Source organism: Winogradskyella schleiferi (assembly GCF_013394655.1).
Classification (GTDB): Bacteria; Bacteroidota; Bacteroidia; order Flavobacteriales; family Flavobacteriaceae; genus Winogradskyella; species Winogradskyella schleiferi.
The window spans coordinates 1188611-1207038 of record NZ_CP053351.1 but is presented as its reverse complement, the minus strand read 5'-3'; the positions used below and the strand labels follow the sequence as shown (position 1 = coordinate 1207038).

Sequence of the window (18428 nt, the reverse complement as noted above, 5' to 3'; positions counted from 1 at the left end):
TCTATAACCCACTAATATAACTTCCATAAGGATCCTTAAACTGCATGCCTTCTGAATAACGATATTTACTCAATTTTTTAAATTGTGTTAAACCCCAAAGAATAAATTCTTTTTCAAAATAGACATCTTTTGAATCTATTTCGGGTTGGTAATCTGCAATTAGAGCGTCTAAAGGTTTTACCTCATCTAGTTTTGCTTTGTAAGTGGCATCGTCAAAATCATCCAACAATTCAAAACCTTCACCATTAAAGAACCAAGAAATTAAATCATCATAAGGGGTTTCTTCGCCTTGTTTTTCTAACTTTTCAACTTTCGGAAAGTATTTTGGAAACAAGGTTTGAATAGCACTATTCATTAATTCATTGGCAACGAAATCTGCGCCTTCTTGTTCGCCTTCGTAAACGAGCTCTACCTTCCCTGTTATTGCTGGAATAACGCCAATAAAATCAGATAAACGCACTGTTGTTTTATCATCACCAGCCAGTAATGCGCGTCGTTCTGCTGTACTTAAAAGATTTTCAAACGCTGTAATACTCATTCTAGCACTTACTCCACTCTTTACATCGACGTACTCACTTTCCCTCGCTTCAAAACTAATTTGCTCTAAAAGGTCTTTTGCTAAATCTGGTACGTAAACGGATTCTGATTGTCGAGCATCTAACTTAGCTTCTTGAGATGTAATCGTTCTCGCTGTATCAATATTTTCTGGGTAGTGGGTTAAAATTTGCGAACCAATTCTATCTTTCAAAGGGGTAACGATGCTTCCTCTGTTGGTATAATCTTCAGGGTTTGCTGTAAACAAGAATTGCATATCCAATGGTAATCGTAATTTAAACCCTCGAATTTGAATATCACCCTCCTGCAAAATATTAAACAAAGCCACTTGAATTCGTGCTTGTAAATCCGGTAATTCATTTATTACAAAAATACAACGATTGGCACGTGGAATCATTCCATAATGAATCACGCGATCATCGGCATAGCTCAATTTCAAATTCGCAGCCTTAATTGGATCTACATCACCAATAATATCAGCAACGGTAACATCTGGTGTGGCTAATTTTTCAGCAAAACGCTCATCTCTGTGTAACCAAGAGATTGGTGTATTATCACCTTTTTCTTTGATCAATTCTTTTGCAAATCTCGAAATTGGGTTCAATGGATCATCATTAATTTCTGAGCCTTCCACTACTGGAATGTATTCGTCCAACAAATTTACCATCATACGTGCTAAACGGGTTTTCGCCTGTCCTCGTAATCCCAATAAATTGATATTATGCCTTGATAATATGGCGCGTTCCAATTCAGGAATTACCGTATGTTCATAACCGTGAATCCCTTCAAATGTCGTCACTTTATTCTTAATATTTTCAATTAAGTTATCTCTCAATTCATCTTTAATAGATTTGGATTCGTAACCTGATTTCTTTAATTCGTCTAGTGTTTTTATGTTTTTCATTTTCCTATCCCTAACCCTTTCCTAAGGAAAGGGAACTGTTATGGGTGTTTAAGTTTAAATTATATATGATTAGCGGTTCACGTTCCGTCTCCTTCCCCTTGGGAAGGTTGGGATGGGATTATCCTCTTATCCGCTTCTTTCTATTATTTTCGTAATCCTCAAAAATCATTTCCCCAAGTCCTTTCAAACCTGTATAAAATGCTTTGCCTCTATTTGCTTGTGTAAATTCCCTAATAAATTGCATCAAGTATGGATCTTCAGCAATCATAAAAGTGGTTATGGGAATATGTAATCGTCTTGCCTGTTGCGCCATAGCGTAACATTTATTCGTTATGTATGGATCCAAACCATTGCTATTCTTATAATATTGACCGTCTGGCATTCGTAAACAACTTGGCTTACCATCCGTAATCATAAAAATCTGCTTGTTGGTATTCCGTTTTCTACGTAACATATCCATAGCTAATTGTAATCCTGCAACGGTGTTGGTATGATACGGTCCAACTTTAAGATAAGGTAATTCTTTAATTTTAATGGGCCATGCATCGTTACCGAATACTAAAATCTCTAAAGTATCTTTGGGATAGCGCGTGGTAATCAATTCGGCCAAAGCCATCGCCACCTTTTTTGCTGGCGTGATTCGATCTTCGCCATATAGTATCATACTATGGCTGATATCAATCATCAAAACCGTACTCATTTGACTTTTATGAAGCGTCTCTTCAACCACCAAATCGTCTTCCGTGAGACTAAAATCACCAATACCACTATTAATCTGGGCGTTTCTAATGCTTTCAGTCATGGACACTTTATCCAAACTATCACCAAATTGATAAGCTCTAAAATCTCCTGTATGCTCATCGCCAAGACCAACACCTTTGCTTTTATGATTCCCAGAACCACTACGTTTTATCTTTCCGAAGATGTGATCTAAAGCTTGCTGACGAATGGCACGTTCTGTTTTTGCGGTAATGGAGATTCCACTTCCGCCCTCGCCTGTCCCATTGGGATCAAGTTCTTCTCTGATGTAACCTTTATTCTTTAAGTCTTCAATAAAGTCATCGATGGTATAATCTGGCGTAGTCAACTTATATTCTTTATCGAGTTGACGTAACCAATCTATGGCTTCATCAAAATCTCCAGAAGTATATGTAATTAACTCCTTAAAAATTTCGAAGAGTTTTTCGAAAGGGGATTGATTTGGAGCTTCATACGTTTTAAAAACGAAACCCGATTTTTTTCTTATATCATTCATAGCTATGTAAAAATAATCAATTTCCGAATTAAAATACTGCTAGAGGGACAACTTAACAACACATTAAGAATTCTATCAATTCTTTTGCTTAATTTTAAGCATCAATCAACCAACATCTAAAAAATGAAGAATTTGTTATTTCTCGTTATACTATTCTGTGTAACGTTACTTTCTGCACAAGAATTTTCAATGAATTTAGTAAAAAACATGGCTCCAAGAAATATTGGTCCTGGTGGCATGTCGGGTCGTGTTACTGCCATTGATGTGGTGACGACAAATCCGGATGTAATGTATGTTGGTACGGCTTCTGGTGGTTTATGGAAATCTAATTCTGGAGGTATTACTTGGGAACCGATTTTTGACAAGGAAGTTACCGCTTCCATTGGAGCGGTTGAAATTCAGCAATCAAACCCAAGCGTCATTTGGGTTGGAACAGGCGAAGGTAATCCTCGAAATTCTTTGAATGGTGGTTATGGTGTTTATAAATCTTTGGATGGTGGGAAAAACTGGATGGCCATGGGACTCGAGAAAACCAGACACATTCATCGTATCATCGTAGATCCTACAAATCCAGATGTGGTATATGTTGGTGCCATTGGTTCGCCTTGGGGAGAACATCCTGAGCGCGGTGTTTTTAAAACTACTGATGGTGGAGACACTTGGAACAAAATTTTATACGAAAATAATAAAACAGGTGTTGCAGACTTAGTCATGGATCCTACCAACCCGAACAAATTAATTGCCACACTTTGGGAACATAAACGTGATCCTTGGTTTTTTAATTCTGGAGGTGAAGGTTCTGGTTTACATATTACCCATGATGGTGGAAAAACTTGGAAAAAAATAACTGAAGACGATGGGTTTCCAAAAGGTGATTTAGGACGAATAGGCGTCGCTATTGCAGCAAACAAACCAAATATCATTTATGCTTTGGTTGAAGCCAAAAAGAATGCACTTTACAAAAGTGAAGATGGTGGTTTTAAGTGGAAAAAAGTCAATGATAAAGATGATATTGGAAATAGACCATTCTACTATTCCGAAATTTATGTCGATCCCCAAAATGAAAACAGAGTTTATTCTGTTTTTACTTATGTGAATGTGTCTCAAGATGGTGGAAAGAATTTTAAACAATTAATGCCAGCATATGGTGTAAGTAACGGTATTCATCCTGATCATCATGCGTGGTGGATTCATCCTGAGAATGGTGATTTTATGATTGATGGTAATGATGGCGGAATGAATATTACCAAAGATGGTGGAAAAACATGGCGCTTTATTGGCAATCTTCCCGTGGCTCAGTTCTATCATATCAATGTCGATAATGAGTTTCCATATAATGTATATGGTGGGATGCAAGATAATGGCTCTTGGCGAGGACCAGCTTATGTTTGGCGAGCACAAGGCATTAGAAATAGTTATTGGCAGGAAATAAGTTTTGGCGATGGTTTTGATGTGATTCCAGATAAAGACGATGCTCGCTATGGCTGGTCCATGAGTCAGCAAGGCTATGTAAGCCGTTACGATTGGCAAACGGGAAATAATTATTTGGTACGGCCAACACATCCAAATCCCGAGGTAAAATTAAGATTCAATTGGAACTCTGCCATTAACATCGAGCCATTTGATAATAGCACCATTTACTTCGGAAGTCAGTTTGTGCATAAATCAACAGATAAAGGTGAAACCTGGGAAGTCATCTCACCAGATTTAACGACCAACAATCCCGAAAAACAAAAACAATCCGACAGTGGAGGATTGACCTTGGATGTAACTGGTGCGGAAAATCATACTACTATTTTGGTCATTGAACCTTCTCCTTTGGAAAAAGATATGTTATGGGTTGGTACTGATGATGGTCGTGTGCATTACACCAAAGATGGTGGACAAAATTGGACAGACGTTTCCGAAATAAAAGGTTTACCAAAAAATAGTTGGATTGCACAAATAAAAGCTTCCAACAAAAATAAAGGAGAAGCGCTTTTAATCGCTAATGATTACAGACGATTCAATTATACACCTTACGCCTTCAGAACAAAAAACTATGGAAAAACTTGGGAACGCATCGTTGATGAGAATGATGTAGAGAGTTATACATTGTCTATTGTTGAAGATATTGAAGAACCTAATCTCATCTTTTTAGGTACTGATGACGGCCTATATATTTCTATTGACGCGGGAAACAAATGGACGAAATGGACCGAAGGCTTTCCAACCACTTCCGTCAAGGATTTAGTGATACAACCAAGGGAACACGATTTAGTCATAGGTACTTTTGGACGTGCGGCATGGATTTTAGATGATATTAGACCTTTGCGGGAACTAGCTAAGAATAAATCGGTGATGTCTTCGAACATCAAATTATTTAATCCACCTACAGCGTATCAAGCATCTTACCAACAACCAACAGGAAGTCGCTTTGGAGCTGATGCCATGTATCATGGCGAAAATCGTGATGGAGGAGCTCGGTTTAGTTATTTTTTCACTAAAAAAGATATGCCAAAAGATGAGAAAAATGATGATGATGATGATGATGATGATGATGATGATGATGATGTCATTCAGAGCGATAGCGAAGAAGCTCTAGAGGATAAAGAAGAAGGAAAAGTCTCCTGGGATTCTTTGACTTTAAAATTATATGATGGCACTCGTTTAATCAGAACTTTAAAGACAAAGGCACCAAAAGAAAACGGTGTGCATAAATGGATCTGGAATATGGATGAAGCTGGAGTTGATAGACCGTCACGAAAAATAAGAAAAGCGAAAATAGAATTTGGAGGTGTCAGAGTAAAACCTGGAATATACAAAGCAATTTTACATTATGGCGACCAAACTTCTGAAACAACTGTAAAAGTTGCATCTGATCCAAGATTAGATATTTCCCAAAAGAACATCGATGAGGTTTATGCGGCTTCAAAAGAATTGGAACAATTACAGCAAACTGCTTTCAATGCCGTAAAACAATTAATAGAAAGTAAAACGATTGCCGAGACATATCAAAAAGATTTAGCCAAACTCGATAAAGAAGCTTATAAAGCACAAATTAAAAACTCAAGAGACATCGTAAAATCAATTGATAGCCTAATCGACAATTATTTGGGTAAAGTCGATAAACGCCAAGGCATTACAAGAAGTCCAGAAGTGACGCCTCTACAACGTTTGTATAAGGCGAGAGGTTATGTCAATGGCAGCCAGACAGGATTAACCGCCACAGAAACCACTTTAATTAAACAGGCTAAAGATGCTTTGAATGCATTATTCTCAGAAACTAACAGCTTCTATAATAAAGACTGGAAAGCATATCAAGAAGAAATGAAACAGGTTCAAATAGATCCCTTTAAAGACATCAAAACTTTTACAATTGACTAGAACCAATTTAACTTTAAAACCAAACCATATGAAAAAATCACTTGTATTACTTTGCGTAAGTACCATTCTGTTTTCTTGTAAAGAGGACAAGGACACTACAGTCGCTCAGCGCGATATTGAGAATTACACTATTGAACAGTTTATGGACAATGAAGCGATAAGTGGAGGAAGTTTCTCCCATGACAATAGTACGCTATTGATTTCTAGCAACCGCTCAGGGATTTATAATGTATATACCATTCCAACCAAAGGTGGTGAAATGACTCCGATTACTGCTTCTGACAGTACCTCTTACTTTGCAAATGCCTATTTTCCAGATGATAACAGAATGTTAATTAGTGCAGATGGAAATGGAGATGAAATCAGTCACTTATACGTTAGGGAATTAGATGGCACCATCACAGATATTACACCTATTGAGGGTGCAAAAGCCGACTTCTATGGCTGGTCTAAAGATGATAAGTATTTGTACTATGGCTCTAATAAACGCAATCCTAAATTTTTCGATGTATATAAAATGTCCATTGACGGTTACACTTCTGAGATGCTTTACCAAAATAATGATGGTATGAATTTTAGCGGTATATCAGAAGATGAAAACTATTTTGCACTTTCTAAAACCGTAAATACAAATGATAGTGACTTGTTTATTTACAACGCTACAACAAAAGAAACCACAAAAATCAATGAGACGCTGAGCAGTAATTCTGCTCAGGACTTTTCTAAGGACAACAATACCTTTTATTATACCACTGATGAAGGTTCTGAATTTTCTTATTTAATGTCCTATAATTTAGACACGAAAGAAAAGAAAAAAGTAGTTGAAAAGTCTTGGGATGTGGTAGGTAGTGGTTTTACTTCTGATGGAAACTATATGGTAGTTTATGTAAACGAAGATGGTAAAAATGCCATTGAAGTTTTAGATACCAAAACAATGAAACCAATAGAATTACCGAATTTTGAAGGTAAAAGTATTACCAGTGTGCGTTTTAGTGATGATGAAAAGTGGATGCGTATGTATGTGGGAGGATCTAATTCGCCGTCAGACTTATACAGCTACAATCTGGAAACAAAAGAGCAGCATAAATTGACCAATGTATTAAATGACGCTATAAATCCAGAAGATTTAGTGACCGCCAAAGTGATACGATATAAATCATTCGATGGCACCGAAATTCCAGCTATTTATTATTTACCTCATCAAGCTTCTGCTGAAAATAAAGTACCTGCAATGGTTTGGGTTCATGGTGGACCTGGTGGACAAACACGTCAGAATTTTAGTTCTTTGATGCAATATATGGTGAATCACGGCTATGCAGTATTGGCAGTTAACAATAGAGGAAGTAGTGGTTATGGAAAAACATTCTTTCAAATGGATAATAAAAACCATGGCGAAAAGGATTTACAAGATTGTGTTGAGGGTAAAAACTGGTTGGCATCACAACCGCAAATTGATGGTGACAAAATCGGAATTATAGGTGGTTCTTATGGTGGTTATATGACCATGGCTGCCTTAACCTATGCACCAGAAGAATTTGATGTTGGTGTCAATCTATTTGGTGTTACCAATTGGATGCGTACATTGAAGAGTATTCCACCGTATTGGGAATCGTTTAGAGAAGCGCTTTATGATGAATTGGGAGACCCATTTTCAGCAGATTCGGTGCGTTTAAAGCGTATTTCGCCATTATTTCATACCGATAAAGTTACTAAACCTTTAATTGTATTACAAGGTGCAAAAGACCCAAGGGTGTTGCAAGTAGAGTCGGATGAAATTGTGGCTGGTGTAAGACAAAATGGTGTTCCTGTGGAATATGTTTTGTTTGATGATGAAGGCCATGGATTTATCAAAAAAGAAAACCAAATAGAAGCTTATAGTCGAATTTTAAAATTCCTTGATACGCATCTCAAAAATGAGAATGCGCCTATTGATGGAGAAACCTCATCTGAAATGATTGAAAGTGAGACGAAATAACTATTGACTCACTTCAACTAAAAAATCCCATACAGTTCTTATAAATGTATGGGATTTTTCAATTTTAAAAGTCTTTTATGCCGACTAAAAGCTTACTTATCCTATATTATTTCTATAGATGCTGAATGTTCAATAGCCTCACGACTATATTCAAAATAACAGGTTTCAACATTGAGACTCGATATATTTAAAAGCACCTTACTTATTTTTTCAGACTTCGTAGAAGCTGTCTGCCGCATGTAAACAGCTTTAATATTTTTAGGAAAAAGTTTGCACACACGCTCATAAATATAGGCATCTTGCTGTGAGTCATCTCCTAATAATACGTAATTTAGATTAGGGTAAAACGAAATTATTTCTTTAATCTTTTCAAATTTATGATCGTGCCCACCTCTACCTGTCAACAAAAAATCAGAAATACCTGCTTTAATTTTTTTCAATTTTATAACCGCCTTTGGTAATTTATGAAGTCGAGCAAAAGCCACAATAAATTCGTACAAATTATATTCGCTACTAGAAACGTAAAAAAATGAGTTGAATGCCAAATCATTAGTTTGTCCCGCTTTACTCAATGCCTCATAATGTTGTACTACATCCGAAAATATTTTCCTTCGATTTACATTTCGAAGCAACATAACATAGAGTTTTTTAAAAAAACTATTACTATGGGAAATTAAAAATGTATCATCAATATCAGAAATGATACCCAATTTACCTATGTATGGTTTCAATATTTCACCACAATTAATAATACCAAATTCACCTATTTTGCATTGCACTTCATAACGATGCCAACCGCTTTCAAGATGGTCTTTATAGGGCAAGCTAAATTTAAAATAACCATCCTTAAGCGTTTTGGTGGTAACTTCTAAGTTCTTAAAACGTAGCGTAACTTCAATATTGGGATAAGGCTTAATTCTGAACATGTGCAGTACAGCAACGGCATGCTTAATTCCCTCACTGTCCAACCGATATTTATCTGGCGCCCACGATTTGAATACGTGACCTGTAACCACAAGTTCTTGGTCATTAACATAGCCTCGGTACAATTTTAAATCTAATTTTGGCACAATACGTTGGATTAAAGTTTATGAACTATAAATTAGTTAAATTTATACATAATTCAAAAAACAGATGTCTAGAAAACCTGAAATATTAGTAATTTTTAATCCTATTTCTGGTGATATCAACAAAAAACCAATACTTAATGATATCGCTTTAGAAGCTGAAATCAAAGGCTTTAACCTGAAAAAATATAAAACCACTGGTAACAATGATCTTGATAAGATAAAAAATATTCTTAATGATACATCTTTTAAACATGTCATCGTCGTAGGTGGCGATGGCACCTTGCAATTAGCTGCCAACGCTATAATGGAAAGAAACCTACCGCTTGGGATTATTCCTGCAGGATCTTCCAATGGATTTGCATCAAATTTAAATTTACCTACTCAACTTAGTGCGCAAATCGCTGTGACTTTTGGTAACCACAGTATTGATGTTGATATGCTATCCGTAAACGGTGATTTATGCCTTCACATATCAGATATTGGAGTTAACGCTGTACTTATTAAAAATTATGAGGATTCCAGAATCAGAGGGAAGCTTGGCTATGCTTTGCAAACCCTTCCTTCGTTGGTAAAATCGGATTATCCATATCAATTTGAAATTACCATCAACAATAAAAAGTTCACAAAAGAAGGTATTATGCTAGCCATTGCAAATGCCAAACAGTTTGGTACAGGTGCCACTATAAATCCTGATGGAGAACTCAATGATGGTCAGTTTGAGATTCTGGTTTTTAAAAAAATGGATGTTATACAAATTCTTCAAACTTTAAAAAATACGCCAAGGATGGATAAGGATTTTGTGGAATGTTTTTCAGCCGACAAAGCCAAAATTACGATACCAAAGCCTATTGAATTTCAAATTGACGGTGAATACTTAGGAAAAGTTTCAGATCTTGACGTCAAAATACTGCCAGAGAAACTCAAAGTTTTGGTGAACGGAAATAAAATGAAATATCTAACTTAATTATTCAATTCGCCTTAGACCTTCATAATCTTCAATTTTAATCCGTTTTCCTGAAGTTGAAATCAAGTCTTCTTTTTTGAATTGTGATAAAATTCTAATAGCAGATTCTGTAGCCGTACCTACCATACTTGCATAATCTTCTCTTGAAAGCACCAAGCTTAAATAACCTTTAGCATCGGCACCAAATGTATCTTGCACATAAACTAAGGCTTCAGCCAAACGTTGTTTTACCGACTTTTGTGCCATGGTAATTAAATCGTCTTCAGCAGATTTTAAATCGGAAGCTAAGTGTTTTAAAACTTCAAACGAAAATTCTTTATTTTTATGAATATTAGATATGATTTGGTCCTTTGGCACATAACATAGCTCAATATCATTAATAGCAACAGCACTAAGATTAGTACGTTCGTCACTTATAATAGAACGTTGGCCAATAAGTTCTCCTTTCCCTAAAAGTTTTACGGTTTGGTCCTTTCCGTTCGCACTTAATTTTGTGAGTTTACAAACACCGTCTCTTACACAGTAAACGCCGTGAAGCGTTTCACCCTCATCAAAAATCACATCTCCTTTTTTGTAAAATCGAGTCGTTTTGCAGGCCGAAACGTTTTTCAACTCTTCTTTAGTCAAAGACCGCATTGAGTTTAACTGTCTTGCAATACACTGTTCACATTTACTCATACCAATTCTATTATCGTCAAATTCAAAGTTAATCAAAACATGACAAATATCATATTTTAAATGTACAAGTTTTGTGACTTTTGCTACAGGTATAAATGAGCAAATTAATAATGGGAAACAACACTTGTTTTCACTGTGGTGATGATTGTGGAAATCATCCAATTACATTTCAAGACAAATCATTTTGTTGTAATGGCTGTAAGACCGTTTTCGAAATATTTAACGAGAACGACTTAACCTGTTATTATGATTTGCAAAATTCACCTGGTGCAATACCCAAGGAAATTGAAGGTAAATACGACTTTTTATCGCAGGAAAATATCATTGAAAAGTTAACGGAATTTAGAAGCGATACTATAGAAATTACGACGCTTTACATTCCTCATATTCATTGCAGTTCTTGTATTTGGATTCTTGAAAACCTCAACAAACTCAATCCAAATATTTCAGATTCGCAAGTTAATTTTGGTAAGAAAACTGTTCGAGTCACCTACGATTCTACAAAAACCAATTTAAAAGCCGTCGTATTATTACTAAGTTCCATTGGTTACGAACCGTATATAAGCTTGGATGATTTTAACTCTGGAGAAAAGCATATCAACAGAACCTTAATTTACAAACTTGGTGTTGCTGCTTTTGGATTTGGTAATATTATGTTTTTGTCTTTTCCCGAGTATTTTGAGGTTAATGAATATTGGCTGGAACAATACAAACCATTATTTCGCTGGTTAATGTTTGCCCTGTCCTTGCCTATTGTTTTTTATGCTGCACAAGATTATTTTATTTCTGCTTACAAAGGTTTAAAAGCAATGATTTTAAATATTGACGTTCCCATTGCTTTAGGCGTTTCTGTCTTGTTTATAAGAAGTACGATTGAAATTATGTTCGATTTAGGTTCGGGATTTTTCGATAGTCTCGCCGGATTGATTTTCTTTCTTTTGGTTGGTAAATTCTTTCAGCAAAAAACATATCAGTTCTTATCCTTTGAGCGCGATTATAAGTCTTATTTCCCTATTGCCATCACCAAAATAAATAAGGAAGGTAATGAAGAAACGATTCAGGTTTATGATATTGAAAAAGGAGACCGGATTTTAATCAGAAATGAAGAGTTAATTCCTGTTGATGGTATTTTAATTAACGGAAAAGCAAAAATAGACTACAGTTTTGTTACTGGAGAATCGCAAACCGTTTCAAAAGCATCAGGCGATAAATTATTTGCTGGTGGAAAACAGACCAATGGCGTTATTGAGATGGAAGCCTTAAAGTCTGTTGAACAGAGCTACCTTACCCAATTGTGGAGCAACGATGTTTTCAGTAAAAACAAAGAAGATGGTTTTACGACGATTACCAATACCATTAGTAAACATTTCACTATTGCTATTTTAACTATTTCTCTAATTGCTACTTCATTCTGGCTATTTGTAGATGCTAGCAAGGCTATGAATGTATTTACAGCTGTACTAATTATTGCTTGCCCTTGCGCCATTGCTTTATCAGCTCCGTTTACATTTGGGAATTTATTGCGCATTTTCGGAAAGTTAAAATTCTATGTAAAAAATGCTAGCGTTATAGAACAACTGGCACAAATAAACACCGTTATTTTTGATAAAACAGGAACGATTACTTCCAATAAACAGAGTCATGCGGAATACGATGGCGCTATATTGTCGGATTCTGAAAGTTTGGTTTTAAAAAACTCCCTTCGTGGTTCTAATCATCCTTTAAGTAGAACATTATATAACATTTTACAGGAAAACAATATTATTACACTAGATGCTTTCGAAGAACACATAGGTAAAGGTATTGAAGCTAAACACGACGCTATAAATATGAAGATTGGTTCTGCCAATTTTGTTGGGAGTACACTAGAAAGTTCAGTTTTAAACACTACAGTTCATATAAGTAGCAATAACATCTACAAAGGAAAATATACCTTTTACAATAGTTATAGAAAGGGGGTTTCAAAATTATTCAATCAATTGAAAAAACATTTTGATTTGGTGATTCTTTCTGGAGATAACGAAGGTGAACGTGAAAATTTAACAAAACTACTTCCAGCCAAAACGAAACTGATTTTCAACCAAAAACCAGAAGATAAATTAGAATTCATAAAATATCACCAATCTGAAGGCGCAAAAGTATTGATGATTGGAGACGGCTTAAACGATGCCGGAGCTTTAGCTCAAAGTAATGTTGGAATTGCCATTTCTGAAGATGTAAATGTCTTCTCGCCTGCTTGTGACGGTATTTTGGATGCCTCAAAATTCAAACAGCTTTATCAATTTATTAAAGCCTCAAAATCGGCTATAAAAATCATTAAATGGAGCTTTGTGCTGTCATTTTTTTATAATATTATTGGATTATATTTTGCTGTAACAGGTCAGTTAGAACCTGTAGTCGCGGCAATTTTAATGCCATTAAGTTCTATTAGTATTGTAGTGTTTACGACGATTGCAACTAACCTTTTGGGACGGAAACTAAAATAAATTAATCAACATGATAAAAGTCATGTTTTAAAACTGGGTTCAATATTATTTTTGACCCATAACTTCAGTAGGTATGAGTGTTATTTATATTTTATTAACGGTAAGCGTTGTTGTTGGCGTGACTTTCTTTGTCATTTTTATAATGGCTGTTAGGTCTGGTCAGTACGATGACGATTATACACCATCGGTACGTATGCTTTTTGAAGACGAACTTGTAAAAGAACAAACCAATACAACTAAACAAACAAAAACTGACTAATTTTTTTAATATGGAAATGCAACAATTCTATTACGATAATAAAATCGTTAAAAAATTCCTTTACGCTACCATTCTCTGGGGAGTTGTTGGGATGCTAGTAGGTCTAATTTTGGCCTTCATGTTTTTATTCCCAAATCTAACTGATGGTGTTTCTTGGCTTAGTTTTGGTCGTTTAAGACCATTACATACAAACGCAGTTATTTTTGCCTTTGTAGGTAATGCTATTTTTGCAGGTGTTTATTACTCACTACAACGATTGCTAAAAGCTAGAATGTTTAGTGATTTATTAAGTAATTTTAATTTTTGGGCATGGCAACTTATCATTGTTGGCGCTGCAATTACATTACCGCTTGGTTATACAACCTCAAAAGAATATGCTGAACTAGAATGGCCTTTTGATATCGCCATTGCTTTAGTTTGGGTGGCTTTTGGTGTAAATATGATTGCAACAATCTTAAAACGTCGTCAACGTCACTTATATGTTGCAATTTGGTTTTATCTGGCTACTTTTGTTACGGTTGCAGTGCTTCATATCTTTAATAGTCTAGAATTACCTGTAAGCGGATTAAAAAGTTATTCTGTTTATGCTGGTGTTCAAGATGCCTTAGTACAATGGTGGTATGGACACAATGCGGTTGCATTTTTCTTAACAACACCATTCTTAGGGTTGATGTATTATTTTGTACCTAAAGCAGCAAATAGACCTGTTTATTCTTATAGACTTTCAATTGTTCACTTTTGGTCGTTGATCTTTATATACATTTGGGCTGGTCCTCACCATTTATTATATACAGCTTTACCAGAATGGGCGCAGCATTTGGGTGTCGCATTCTCAGTGATGTTATTAATGCCTTCTTGGGGTGGAATGATCAACGGATTATTAACCTTGCGAGGCGCATGGGACAAAGTACGAACTGATCCTGTTTTAAAATTTATGGTGGTAGCCATTACAGGTTATGGTATGGCAACCTTTGAAGGTCCAATGTTATCCCTAAAAAATGTTAATGCCATTGCGCATTATACGGATTGGATTATTGCTCACGTTCACGTAGGCGCTTTAGCTTGGAACGGTTTCCTAACTTTTGGTATGGTATATTATCTTATTCCAAAATTATTTAAAACTAGGCTCTATTCTATAGGTTTGGCTAATGTCCATTTCTGGATTGGTACATTAGGAATTATGTTGTATGCTCTACCAATGTATGTTGCCGGTTTTGCACAAGCTAGTATGTGGAAACAATTTAATCCAGATGGTACTTTAGTTTATGGTAACTTTTTAGAAACCGTAACCGAAATTATGCCTATGTATTGGATGCGTGCTATTGGTGGTACACTTTATATTACAGGTATGTTAGTCTTAGTTTACAACGTTATCATGACTGTTGTAAAATCTGACCATAAAGTTACTGACGAGTTAGCAGAAGCTCCTGCCTTAAAGCGTGTATCAAAAGGCCGTATTGCAGGAGAAGGCTGGCACACTTGGTTAGAACGTAAACCTGTACTTTTAACCATATATGCAACTATAGCAATTCTGATTGGTGGTATTGTTCAAATTGTACCAACGATTGTTGTAAAATCAAACATCCCAACTATTAGCAGTGTGAAACCTTATACGCCTTTAGAACTTGAAGGAAGAGATTTGTACATTAGAGAAGGTTGTGTTGGGTGTCATTCTCAAATGGTACGTCCATTTAGATCTGAGGTAGAACGCTATGGAGAATACTCTAAGGCAGGTGAATATGTTTATGATCATCCTTTCCTTTGGGGAAGTAAGCGTACAGGACCAGATTTACATCGTGTTGGTGGAAAATACTCAGATAACTGGCATTTTAATCACATGTATGATCCTCAGACCACATCTACTGGTTCTATTATGCCATCGTATAAATGGCTTATTGTCGGTGAAGGTGCAAAACTGGATAAGTCCTTGACAGAAAAGAAAATGGAAACTATGGTAACGCTAGGTGTTCCATATACAGAAGAAGATATTGCAAATGCGCAAACTTCCATGTTAGAGCAAGGCACACAAATTGAGAAAAACCTTTATGGTGATCCAGATTTTGTAGCCTCTTATGAAGCGGATAAAGCCGCTTCTGGTGAAGGGTTCGTAGAAATGCGAAACAGGGAAATAGTTGCCTTGATCGCTTATTTACAGCGTCTTGGAACCGATATTAAAGTTAAGGATATTATTGAAGAAACTGCTCAAAACTAATTATCATGTTCAAATTTATAAAAGGCCATTTAGAGAGTATCACAGGAATAGAAATTTACCCAATGATATCACTACTAATATTCTTCTTCTTTTTTGTTGTATTATTTTATTGGGTAATCACAGCTAAAAAAGATTATATAACCACTGTTAGCAATATACCATTAGACAACCAAAACGAAACCGAAATATGAGACATTTAATTCCATCATACATAAGAGTTCCTGTCATCTTTTTAGCCATTGCAGGATTTATAGAGTACTTCGTAGATTCAGGAGACAAACCTGCATTTATGGAACAACCTATTATACTACTTTTTCTATTATTGGTATTATTAGTACTAATCGCTATAGAGGGTATTGTGAATTCAATGGATAATATTCTCTATCAGAGTTTAGATGAAGAAGCTAAAATTAGATATGATCTAAAACGAGCTGAATCACCAAAGTTTATACGTTGGATAAATAGAACTTATAACAAACTTTTAGGCTCAAAACCAGTAGAAGAAGAAGGAGAAATTATATTGGACCACAATTACGATGGTATTAGGGAATTGGATAATAATTTACCACCATGGTGGATTTACTCCTTCTACATATCCATTGTTTTTGCAGTTGTTTATATGTTACGATATCATGTTTTTAATGCCGACGATCAATTTGTGGAATATGAAATTGAATATGCTGAAGCCAATAGAGCCATTGAAGAGTACAAAAAAACTGCTAAAGGTTTAGTGGATTTTAATACTGTTGAGATATTAACGGAGTCTGCAGATTTAAATGCTGGTAAGATCATTTTTGAAACTAACTGTGTCGCTTGCCATATGGCTGATGGTGGTGGAGGTATTGGACCAAATCTCACCGATGAAAATTGGATTTTGGGTGGTGGCATTAAAAATGTTTTCAAAACGATTTCAGAAGGTGGACGAGATGGTAAAGGTATGGTTGCTTGGAAACAAAGTCTTAAACCTTTAGAAATGGCTCAGGTTGCAAGCTATGTACTAAAATTTCAAGGTACAACAGCTGCTAATCCTAAAGATCCAGAAGGCGATATTTGGATTGATGCGACCTTAAAAGACATGGATACAGGTGAAGCAGTACATGATGTGGATATTAAAATTGAAGACAACGTTTCTGATTCCTTAGTAAAATCAATAGATTTTTAAATAAACAAATAAATGGAAACGCCAGAAAATGAAGTTTTTAGGGATTCTATTGGCACCATCGATGAAGAAGGTAAACGTAAATGGGTATTTCCTAAAAAACCATCTGGACCCTTATATGATAAGCGAAAACTAGTTAGCTACTTTTTATTAGCATTTTTGCTGGCAGCACCTTTCATAAAAATCAATGGTAATCAGTTTCTATTATTTAATATACTAGAAAGGCGTTTCAACATTTTTGGTTTTCCATTTTGGCCTCAAGATTTCTATCTGTTTGTGATTTCAATGTTGATAGGTGTTATTTTTATAACACTTTTCACCGTAGGATTTGGTCGTGTTTTTTGTGGCTGGATTTGCCCTCAGACCATATTCATGGAAATGGTTTTTAGACGTATTGAATATTGGATTGATGGCGATAGAAATAAACAAATGCGTCTGGCTCGTCAAAAATGGGATGCAGAAAAAATTAGAAAGCGTGTCCTAAAATGGTTTATATTTTTGGTTATTTCTTTCATAATTGCCAATGTTTTCTTGGCCTACTTAATTGGAGGCGATGAGCTTATTAAATATATTGTTGAAGGTCCTTTTGAGCATACAGGTACGCTTATACCGTTACTCATTTTTACAGCAGTTTTCTATTTTGTATTTGCCTGGTTTAGAGAGCAAGTTTGTATAATAGCGTGTCCTTACGGTCGATTACAAGGCGTGCTTTTAGATAATAAGTCTATTGTCGTAGCCTACGACCATAAACGAGGAGAAGCTGAAAATGGCAGAAAAAAATTCAGAAAGAATGAAGATCGTGACGCCTTAGGTTATGGCGACTGTATTGATTGTTTGCAATGTGTTAATGTATGTCCGACTGGTATTGATATAAGAAATGGAACACAACTGGAATGTGTGAACTGTACAGCCTGTATAGATGAATGCAACGACATCATGGAAAAGATCAATCTTCCAAAAGGGTTGATTCGTTTTGCAAGTGAAAATGAAATTGAGAAAAAAGAGCCGTTCAAAATTACGGCTCGTATGAAAGGTTACATTGCTGTACTGACCATTTTGATTGGTATCTTAGCTGGTATGTTGTTACTACGTAGCGATGTTGAAGCTCGTATTTTGCGTTTACCAGGACAATTGTATGAACATAAGGACGACGGTATTATTAGTAATGTTTACACCTTTAAATTAGTGAACAAAACGTCTAAGGATATCGATGACCTCATATTTAAGCTCAGAGGATGGGACGGCACCATAAATGTAGTTTCTACGTCAGAAACCTTTAGTGTCGAATCCCAAGGTATAGCCGAAGGCACATTATTTATTGAATTGAAACAGAGTGATTTGTCTGGCGATAAAAATGAGGTTATGATTGACCTTTACAGTGATGGCGAAATAATTGAAACAACATCTGTTACCTTTATGGGACCACGTAGTTTTAATTAAAGAAAGTTGGCAGTGTTCAGTCTTCAGTAGGCAGTTCACTCGTCCCGACTTAGCAGGTTAAAATAAAAAAAAATAATAATCCTGCAAGGTTTCAGAACCTTGCAG

13 protein-coding genes are annotated in these 18428 nt (G+C 35.6%); 9 read left to right on the top strand and 4 right to left on the bottom strand.

Annotated features, from left to right (window positions below):
- Window position 1: 1 nt before the first annotated feature.
- Together HM990_RS05215 and HM990_RS05210 are read right to left on the bottom strand one after the other, a co-directional pair.
- Window positions 2–1459: a MoxR family ATPase gene (locus HM990_RS05215; protein ID WP_178987925.1), complete on the bottom strand. Its 1458-nt coding sequence runs from the start codon at window positions 1457–1459 to the stop codon at window positions 2–4.
- A 118-nt stretch (window positions 1460–1577) separates the two neighbouring features.
- Window positions 1578–2714 (bottom strand): vWA domain-containing protein, encoded by a 1137-nt coding sequence (locus tag HM990_RS05210; RefSeq protein ID WP_178987924.1) that lies wholly within the window; start codon window positions 2712–2714, stop codon window positions 1578–1580.
- 123 nt (window positions 2715–2837) lie between these two features.
- Between HM990_RS05210 and HM990_RS05205 the strand changes: the two genes are divergently transcribed.
- Window positions 2838–6080, top strand: coding sequence for a WD40/YVTN/BNR-like repeat-containing protein (locus HM990_RS05205; RefSeq protein ID WP_178987923.1), 3243 nt, complete (start codon window positions 2838–2840; stop codon window positions 6078–6080).
- Between the two features lie 28 nt (window positions 6081–6108).
- Entirely contained in the window at window positions 6109–8055 is a 1947-nt protein-coding gene (locus HM990_RS05200; RefSeq protein ID WP_178987922.1) for a S9 family peptidase, read from the top strand.
- Between the two features lie 101 nt (window positions 8056–8156).
- Here HM990_RS05200 and HM990_RS05195 read toward each other — a convergent pair whose 3' ends face one another.
- The gene (locus HM990_RS05195; RefSeq protein WP_229719378.1) at window positions 8157–9125 is read right to left on the bottom strand and encodes an App1 family protein; all 969 of its coding nucleotides are present in this window, start codon (window positions 9123–9125) and stop codon (window positions 8157–8159) included.
- 64 nt (window positions 9126–9189) lie between these two features.
- Here HM990_RS05195 and HM990_RS05190 point away from each other — a divergent pair, with 64 nt between their 5' ends.
- Window positions 9190–10089 carry a diacylglycerol/lipid kinase family protein gene (locus tag HM990_RS05190; protein WP_178987921.1) on the top strand — a complete coding sequence of 300 codons (900 nt, stop codon included), beginning with the start codon at window positions 9190–9192 and terminating at the stop codon, window positions 10087–10089.
- Here HM990_RS05190 and HM990_RS05185 read toward each other — a convergent pair whose 3' ends face one another.
- On the bottom strand, window positions 10090–10725 hold the full coding sequence (locus HM990_RS05185; RefSeq protein WP_229719377.1) for a Crp/Fnr family transcriptional regulator: 636 nt from the start codon (window positions 10723–10725) through the stop codon (window positions 10090–10092).
- Between the two features lie 152 nt (window positions 10726–10877).
- Here HM990_RS05185 and HM990_RS05180 point away from each other — a divergent pair, with 152 nt between their 5' ends.
- The 6 genes from HM990_RS05180 (at window position 10878) to ccoG (ending at window position 18323) form a co-directional block, all read left to right on the top strand.
- The gene (locus tag HM990_RS05180) at window positions 10878–13253 is read left to right on the top strand and encodes a heavy metal translocating P-type ATPase (protein WP_178991836.1); all 2376 of its coding nucleotides are present in this window, start codon (window positions 10878–10880) and stop codon (window positions 13251–13253) included.
- 73 nt (window positions 13254–13326) lie between these two features.
- Window positions 13327–13512, top strand: a complete 186-nt coding sequence (gene ccoS, locus HM990_RS05175) for a cbb3-type cytochrome oxidase assembly protein CcoS (protein ID WP_178987919.1) — start codon at window positions 13327–13329, stop codon at window positions 13510–13512.
- 10 nt (window positions 13513–13522) lie between these two features.
- The gene (ccoN, locus tag HM990_RS05170; RefSeq protein ID WP_178987918.1) at window positions 13523–15724 is read left to right on the top strand and encodes a cytochrome-c oxidase, cbb3-type subunit I; all 2202 of its coding nucleotides are present in this window, start codon (window positions 13523–13525) and stop codon (window positions 15722–15724) included.
- Window positions 15725–15729: 5 nt separating this feature from the next.
- Window positions 15730–15915, top strand: coding sequence for a CcoQ/FixQ family Cbb3-type cytochrome c oxidase assembly chaperone (locus tag HM990_RS05165; RefSeq protein WP_178987917.1), 186 nt, complete (start codon window positions 15730–15732; stop codon window positions 15913–15915).
- Window positions 15912–16886 (top strand): cbb3-type cytochrome c oxidase N-terminal domain-containing protein, encoded by a 975-nt coding sequence (locus HM990_RS05160; protein WP_178987916.1) that lies wholly within the window; start codon window positions 15912–15914, stop codon window positions 16884–16886. Before HM990_RS05165 ends, HM990_RS05160 begins: the two co-directional genes overlap by 4 nt.
- Before the next feature lie 12 nt (window positions 16887–16898).
- Window positions 16899–18323: a cytochrome c oxidase accessory protein CcoG gene (ccoG, locus tag HM990_RS05155; protein WP_178987915.1), complete on the top strand. Its 1425-nt coding sequence runs from the start codon at window positions 16899–16901 to the stop codon at window positions 18321–18323.
- Window positions 18324–18428: the final 105 nt, after the last annotated feature.